Source organism: Kosakonia sp. S57, assembly GCF_016516575.1.
GTDB lineage: Bacteria > Pseudomonadota > Gammaproteobacteria > Enterobacterales > Enterobacteriaceae > Kosakonia > Kosakonia cowanii.
On the sequence record NZ_JACVUL010000004.1, the window covers coordinates 273,008 to 279,007 of the forward strand.

Sequence of the window (6,000 nt, forward strand, 5' to 3'; positions counted from 1 at the left end):
CATTTCGTACGCCTTGTGCGAAGTGAGGGTTGAGAATAATCGCAACAACAGGAAAAGTGTCTCTGTTTACTTCCCGCGCCGCGCTTTATATATTTCACGCGGTTTTAAATCATCACTATGGCCCGGTTAACAGAATCACGCTATTTCAAAAAAGGCGGCTATTAGTGCTGCCCTGCGTGCGTGTCGGCCCTATTTCGGAGAAAACAGAGTGAACCCAAAAATTAAAACGGCGCTTTGCGTTGTCGCCGCGCTTTTACCATTTGCCAGCGAAAATATGGCTTCAGCCAGTGACCGCATGGCCAGGATCGTCAACGGCACACCGGCGCAACCCGGCGAATTTCCTGAGTTTATCACCATCAATACCGACTCAACGCTCGCCGGGCACCGCTGCGGTGGCGTACTGGTTAATTCCCGCTGGATATTAACCGCCGCCCACTGCACCACCACATTTGATTTAACCCATGACAATATTTTAATTGGCGCGGAGAGTTATCAGCCGTTAAAAATAAAAGAGAGCGTGCCGGTTGAGAAAATTGTTGTGCACCCTTCATACGATATTTCGACAATGGAGGGATCGGCAAAATACGATATCGCCTTAATTAAACTGGCCCGTGAAACCACCAGCACCGATTTTGCGCTGCTGGCCGGAAATAACCCGGGCGATGAGCCGCCCGCAGCGCTAACGGATATTCCACTGACCGGCGTGGGCTTTGGCGTGAATGAAAATGGACTCAAACCGAACGTGCTCTATAAAGGGCAGTTGAGCGTACTGGCGGATAACCAGTGTATCGATGTCCCGCAGTTCTATCCGCCGACTTATTTCGATCCGCAGATGCACATTTGTGCCGGTTACGCCACCGCCGGGGGCGATTCGGGCGGCCCACTGTTTGCTGATTACAATGGCAGCCGCTACGTTGTCGGCATTGTCTCGCGGGATCTCATTCTGCCGGCGCAGCAGTTCACGCGCGTCAGCTACTATGCGGACTGGATCAACGCCACCGTTGCCGGGTAGCGCCTGTCAGGGAAGCAGGGCTGCCGCTTAGCGGCCTGGCTGCTCCTTCTCCAGCCGCCGGTAAAGCGTGCTGCGCGAAATGCCCAGCTTTTTCGCCGCCAGGCTCATGTTGCCCTGCGCTTCGGCAATCGCCTGCCGGGCATCGGCCTGCGGCGCGGCAGCCGCGTTTACGGCAGTTACCGGCTCACCCGGCAGATCGCTAAGCGTAATGCGATCGCCATCTTCCGCCAGCGCCATCAGCACGCGCAGCTGGCTCAGTAACTGGCGTACATTGCCGGGCCACGGTCGCTGCGCCAGCACGTTCAGCACCTCATCGCTTAATGTCAGCCCGCGATGGGCAGCGCCCAGTTCATGCCACAACTTTTGAATAAAGCCCGGCAGGTGAGGCCATGCGCGCAGCGGCGGGATCGGCAGATGAAACTCCTGAATGCGATAGAGCAGATCCTCGCGGAAGCTTCCCGTTTGCACCCGCGCGGCGAGATCCTGGTGGGTGGCGCAAATCAGCGTGAAGTTGACCTCCACGCTGCTGTTGGCGCCGAGCGGCGTCACGCGCTTCTCCTGTAGCACCCGCAGCAAGCGGGTTTGCAGCGCCAGCGGCATATCGCCAATCTCATCCAGGAACAGCACGCCACCATCGGCTTCGCGGCATTTACCGATATAGCCTTTCGGGTTCGCACCGGTAAACGCGCCGGGGACATAGCCGAAGAGTTCAGACTCAATTAAAGGCTCCGGCAGCGCCGCGCAGTTGATAGCAACAAATTTCCCCTCGTGCCACTGGCTGCGCTGAAAAAGCTCACGCGCCAGATGCTCTTTGCCGCAGCCCGTTTCACCCGTAATACAGAGGGCGATACCGGCATTAACGATGCGCAGCGCTTTCTCTTTTTCACGCGCCATGTGATCCGGCTGATAAACCCTGCGCGGCGCGCTGTAGCGCCGGGCGGGCAGCGTCTGGCGGGCAAAGTAGTGGCGCGCGTGGCTCGATTCGAGGGCGCACTCACCGGCTTTTGCACTGAAACCGGGGAAGAGGGTGTCGATCTCCATCGCGCCAAAGTGGTTGGCGGTAAGGGAAAACTCCTCCATCGCCAGCCGGTTCGCGCCGAGCAGGGTGTTCTCTTCAAAAATAAGCAGCAGCTCCTGGGCGCTGCCGAGCACCGCCCGATCGTGATGCAGGCTTAACAACCAGCGATTTGCGCCGAGCGCGCTGCTGGCCCAGCTATGTTCAATCTGGCACACCGCGCGGCGGATCAACGCCGACGCATCGCGGCGCGGGGTGTGCGCCGGGGTGGAGAGATCCAGCACGCCAGCAATCTGTCCATCGGGGCGGAATACCGGCGCGGCGGAGCAGAATAGCCCGGCGTTACGGCTGAGAAAGTGTTCGCCGCCGGAGACTTCGCAGTGGCGCTGTAATGCCAGCGCCGTGCCGATGGCATTGGTGCCGCGCGCGTGTTCGCCCCACAAATGGCCCGGCGAGAGGGCAAAGCGCTGCGCTTTATGCAGAAAGTCGCTGTTCCCGTAGGTCTCCAGCACCAGGCCGGTGGCATCGGACAACACCAGAATCGACGGATGGCTGGAGAGTTGCGGGCGCAGCCGCGCCAGCAGCGGGGCGACCAGGTGGTTCACCCAGCCATTCTCCGCGCGGGCGTCATTGAGCAGAGAGGAGGCCACCCAGGGCTGCACGTCATCATCCCGGGTTAATCCATAACGTGAGCTGCGCTGCCAGGAATCTTCCAGTTGATATGGCAGGCTGACCTCTTGCGGGGCGGGGGACAACGATCGGGCGCGTGATGGCATGTTACTCTCCGATAATTGAAATGTTGCAATTGTGTATCACATGAGTGTCGCGTATGTAGCGACGTGCAACACACTTCCCGTAATCGCCATCACGCTTTTTTGTTTCCGCACTTTTCGCTTTTACGGTGAGAGATTTTTTATTCTCTGATTTTCCTGATGATTTTTCGTTTTTACCGGTCGTTTCAGTAGTTGGCATAAGAACTGCTTATATGCTTCTGTCCACCACAGAGTGAGACGCCTCTTCTGTACCGATAATAACGAGGAACACCTTATGAAATATCTGCACCCTGGCCTTGATGGCGCGAAAGTCTCTTATAAGCCGCGTTATGGCAACTATATTGGCGGCGAATTTGTCGATCCGATTGAGGGCCGCTGGTTTACGAATACCTCGCCGGTGACCGGAGAGGTGATTGCCGAGTTCCCGCGCTCCGGGGCGGAAGATATTGAAAAAGCGCTCGACGCCGCCCATGCCGCCGCCGAGAGCTGGGGCAAAACCAGCGTGCAGGATCGTGCCAATGTGCTGCTGAAAATTGCCGATCGCATCGAAGCCAACCTTGAGCTGCTGGCGTTAACGGAAACCTGGGACAACGGCAAACCGATCCGCGAAACGCTGGGTGCCGATATTCCTCTCGCTGTCGATCACTTCCGCTACTTTGCCGGCTGCGTCCGCGCGCAGGAGGGGACGGCGGCAGAGATCGACAGCAATACCGTCGCATACCATATCTATGAACCGCTCGGCGTGGTCGGGCAGATTATCCCGTGGAACTTCCCGATCCTGATGGCGGCCTGGAAGCTGGCTCCGGCGCTGGCCGCCGGTAACTGCGTGGTGCTGAAACCCGCCGAGCAGACGCCGCTGGGCATCTGCGTGCTGATGGAAGTGATTGGCGATCTGCTGCCGAAAGGGGTGCTGAACGTGGTGCACGGTTTCGGTATGGAAGCGGGCGAACCGCTGGCGCGCAGCAAGCGCATCGAGAAGATTGCCTTTACCGGCTCAACGCCGATTGGCCGCCACATCCTGGCCTGCGCGGCTGAAAATATCATCCCCAGCACCGTCGAGCTGGGCGGTAAATCTCCCAATATCTACTTTGAAGATGTGCTGAATGGCGACGCCGAGTATATCGATAAAGCGGTTGAAGGCGTGGTATTGGGCTTCTTTAACCAGGGCGAAGTCTGCACCTGCCCGTCGCGCGTGCTGGTGCAGGAGTCCATCTACCCGCAGTTTGTTGAGAAAGTGATTGCCCGCATGGAGAACATCCGTAAAGGCGACCCGTTTGACACCGACACCATGATTGGCGCACAGGCATCACAAGAGCAGTACGACAAAATCCTCTCCTATATCAACATTGCCCGTGAAGAGGGCGGCGAAATTATCGCTGGCGGCGCGCACCTTGAGCATGGCGATAAGCTGGAGAAGGGTTACTACATTCAGCCGACGCTGATCAAAGGCCACAACAAAATGCGCTGCTTCCAGGAGGAGATCTTCGGGCCGGTGATCGGTATCACCACCTTTAAAGATGAGGCGGAAGCGCTGCAAATTGCCAACGACACAGAATATGGCCTCGGTGCCGGGTTGTGGACGCTGGATATCAACCGCGCGTGGCGTATGGGGCGTGCGATTAAAGCGGGTCGTGTCTGGACCAACTGCTACCACCTCTACCCGGCACATGCGGCGTTCGGTGGCTACAAAAACTCGGGCGTGGGGCGTGAAACCCACAAACTGGCGCTCAGCCACTATCAGCAGATCAAAAACCTGCTGGTGAGCTACAGCGGTTCCCCGCTGGGTCTCTATTGATTATCCATCAGCATGAGGGTGAAAGAATGCAACTGAAAAGCATGAAGGCCGCCGTCGTGAAGGCGTTTGGCCAACCGTTGGTGATTGAAGAGGTGATGGTGCCCGCCGTGGCACCGGGCAAAATCCTGGTAAAAATCGCCGCCACCGGGGTGTGTCATACGGATCTGCACGCCGCGGAAGGTGACTGGCCGGTAAAACCCAACCCGCCGTTTATTCCGGGCCATGAGGGCGTCGGCCATGTGGTTGCCGTCGGCGCGGGCGTGACGCATATCAAAGAGGGCGATCGCGTCGGCGTGCCGTGGCTCTACTCGGCCTGCGGGCATTGCGAGCACTGCCTCGGCGGCTGGGAGACGCTGTGCCATGGTCAGCAGAACTCCGGTTATTCGGTCAACGGCAGCTTTGCTGAATATTGCCTGGCGGATGCTAATTATGTCGGCATCCTGCCGGATAATGTCGGTTTTAACGAAATCGCGCCGATTCTCTGCGCCGGGGTGACGGTCTATAAAGGGCTGAAGATGACCGAAGCCTCCGCCGGACAGTGGGTGGTGATCTCCGGGATTGGCGGGCTGGGGCATTTAGCCATTCAGTATGCGGTGGCGATGGGGATGAATGTCGCCGCGGTCGATATTGATGATGAGAAACTGGAGTTTGCCCGCCGTCTTGGCGCTTCGGTGGTGGTGAATGCCCTGAACGAGGATCCCGGCAGCCGTTTTCACGAGGAGTTTGGCGGCGCGCACGGAGTGCTGGTCACGGCGGTGTCGCCGAAGGCCTTCGCACAAGCCACCACTATGATGCGTCGTGGCGGCACCATGGTGCTGAACGGTTTGCCGCCAGGCACGTTCGATCTGTCGATCTTCAATATGGTGTTGGATGGCATTACGGTGCGCGGGTCGATTGTCGGTACGCGTAAAGATCTGCAGGAGGCGCTTGATTTCGCCGGACGCAACAAGGTGCATGCCGAGATCGCCGTGGAGCCGCTGGAGAACATCAACGACATTTTCGAACGCATGCGCGCCGGGAAAATCACCGGCCGTATTGTGGTGGATATGGCGATGTAAAAATTGCCGGATGGCGCGTAAACGCTTATCCGGCTGATATTAACGAAGCCGCTGAAACCGCGTAGGCCTGATAAGCGCAGCGCCATCAGGCATTGAACCTGGCATGCTGCTTCGGTGGAAGGATTCCGTTCACCAGGCGTGCGGTCATATTCCGCGGCACCGCTTGCCGGATGGCGGCTTCGCCTTATCCGGCCTACAAAAACGGAGCCACTGAAACCGCGTAGGCCGGATAAGCGTGTAACGCGCCATCCGGCATTATCTCCGCGGCAGCCTTGCCGGATGGCGGCTACGCCTTGTCCGGCCTACAAAAACGCGCTTTCAGCGACACCGACTTTGTTTTTATCTGC

5 protein-coding genes are annotated in these 6,000 nt (G+C 58.2%); 3 read left to right on the forward strand and 2 right to left on the reverse strand.

Features of this window, described 5'->3' with window-relative positions; all coding sequences use genetic code 11:
• Positions 1 to 208 precede the first annotated feature (208 nt).
• The gene (locus IAE48_RS06080) at positions 209 to 1,012 is read left to right on the forward strand and encodes a serine protease (protein WP_200133791.1); all 804 of its coding nucleotides are present in this window, start codon (positions 209 to 211) and stop codon (positions 1,010 to 1,012) included.
• A 27-nt stretch (positions 1,013 to 1,039) separates the two neighbouring features.
• Here IAE48_RS06080 and IAE48_RS06085 read toward each other — a convergent pair whose 3' ends face one another.
• Positions 1,040 to 2,803 (reverse strand): sigma-54-dependent Fis family transcriptional regulator, encoded by a 1,764-nt coding sequence (locus IAE48_RS06085; RefSeq protein WP_200133792.1) that lies wholly within the window; start codon positions 2,801 to 2,803, stop codon positions 1,040 to 1,042.
• Between the two features lies 1 nt (position 2,804).
• Positions 2,805 to 2,999 carry a hypothetical protein gene (locus tag IAE48_RS06090; protein ID WP_200133793.1) on the reverse strand — a complete coding sequence of 65 codons (195 nt, stop codon included), beginning with the start codon at positions 2,997 to 2,999 and terminating at the stop codon, positions 2,805 to 2,807.
• 75 nt (positions 3,000 to 3,074) lie between these two features.
• On the opposite strand from IAE48_RS06090, the gene IAE48_RS06095 reads away from it, so the two are divergent.
• Entirely contained in the window at positions 3,075 to 4,595 is a 1,521-nt protein-coding gene (locus tag IAE48_RS06095; protein WP_094419690.1) for an aldehyde dehydrogenase family protein, read from the forward strand.
• 26 nt (positions 4,596 to 4,621) lie between these two features.
• Entirely contained in the window at positions 4,622 to 5,653 is a 1,032-nt protein-coding gene (gene adhP, locus IAE48_RS06100; protein WP_200133794.1) for an alcohol dehydrogenase AdhP, read from the forward strand.
• The last annotated feature ends 347 nt before the right edge of the window (positions 5,654 to 6,000 follow it).

Excerpts from the sequence above, each read along its gene's own strand:
- IAE48_RS06085 (WP_200133792.1), bottom strand. The coding sequence starts at position 2,803 with ATGCCATCACGCGCCCGATCGTTGTCCCCCGCCCCGCAAGAGGTCAGC.
- IAE48_RS06090 (WP_200133793.1), bottom strand. The coding sequence starts at position 2,999 with ATGCCAACTACTGAAACGACCGGTAAAAACGAAAAATCATCAGGAAAA.
- IAE48_RS06095 (WP_094419690.1), top strand. The coding sequence starts at position 3,075 with ATGAAATATCTGCACCCTGGCCTTGATGGCGCGAAAGTCTCTTATAAG.
- adhP (WP_200133794.1), top strand. The coding sequence starts at position 4,622 with ATGCAACTGAAAAGCATGAAGGCCGCCGTCGTGAAGGCGTTTGGCCAA.